1 protein-coding gene is annotated in these 1,311 nt (G+C 31.9%); it reads left to right on the forward strand.

Going from position 1 to position 1,311, the window contains the following annotated elements; translation table 11 throughout:
• A partial coding sequence (locus ACZQCL_RS06030) for a CAP domain-containing protein (protein WP_482482238.1) occupies positions 1-1,311 on the forward strand: 1,311 nt, incomplete at both ends.

The raw sequence follows: 1,311 nt of genomic DNA on the forward strand, positions 1-1,311 counted from the left end.
ACAAAGAAAAAAGAATATGAAGATTATAAGAAGCAATGTACGGATTTAGATGAACTCAACCAAAAAGAGCAAGAATATAAGGATGCTAAAAATGCGTATGAAACAGCTTCAAAAGAGTTAGAGGCTGTTGAAAGCGAAAAAACTTCAAAAGAAAATGCGTTGAATGAAGCTAATGCTCAATTAGAAATCGCAAAAGCAAATTATTCAAATGCAACTTTAGCTAGAGAAAATGCTGAACAAGATTATAAGACAGCTTTGAATGATTATAATACAAAGTTAAAAGAATTAGGTGATGCAGCAACTGAGGAATCGAATGCAACTACAGAGTTAAATTTGGCAAAAGATGCTGCTGATAAGGCACAAAAGGCTTATAATGTTGCCTTAGCTTTTGAGCAAAGTGCACAACAATTGGTAAAGGACAAACAGAGCATTGTAGATGGTCTTAATATAGAAATTAGTAATATCAATTCTAAAATTACTGACTTAGAAGGTCAAAAGGCAGATGTTGCTGCTGCTATTCAAAAGAAAGAAGAAGAATTAAAAAAATTAGAAGAAAATAAAAATACGGCTGATAAAAATGTAACGGATGCAAGTGATAAAATTACTGCTCTAGAAAAGGAATTAACAACATTAGAAAAAGCAATTACTAGTCAAAATACTGTGATTAGTAATATTCAAACTGAATATAATAATAAAAGTGCAGAAGTTAAAAAACTAGAAACCATTGCACAAAATACTGCAGCTACTATCGCAAAAGGTAGTTTGGGATTCTTTGAATCATTGGATCCAACCGACAAGTCTGGGGCTCAAGCTGTTTTAAACGGATACATCCTTGAGTCAGATGGAAAATTAGATAGTGAATTAATTAAGTATACTGAATTGGGTGCTGAAAAAGATGCAACAAGCCTAGAAAATATGAAGGCTGCTATTGAATATTTAAAAGAATGTAATGCGATTCGTGAAAAAGATGGAGTGGCTCCTTTAAAGGTAGATTACTATACTATGGCATTAACTCAGTTAAAGGCAAACTGGTCCGCAAAAACGGATAAAGGTCATTATTCTGGATTATATTGTAATGGTGAAAATATTGCCAATGGTTATGGTGGAGAAAATAATAGTCCATTTAAGGGTTGGTATACCGAAGAAAAAGTAGTGTATGACTATATTTGTAAAAAATATGGAACAGGATTATCTGAATACGAAGCAAATACATATGCTGAACAAATTCAAAATAATCCTACATTATTAAAAGAAGCAATTGATGCTTGTGGATTCTATTATTATACACCTAACAAATATATGACTGAAGAT

This window comes from Holdemanella sp. (assembly GCF_056804935.1).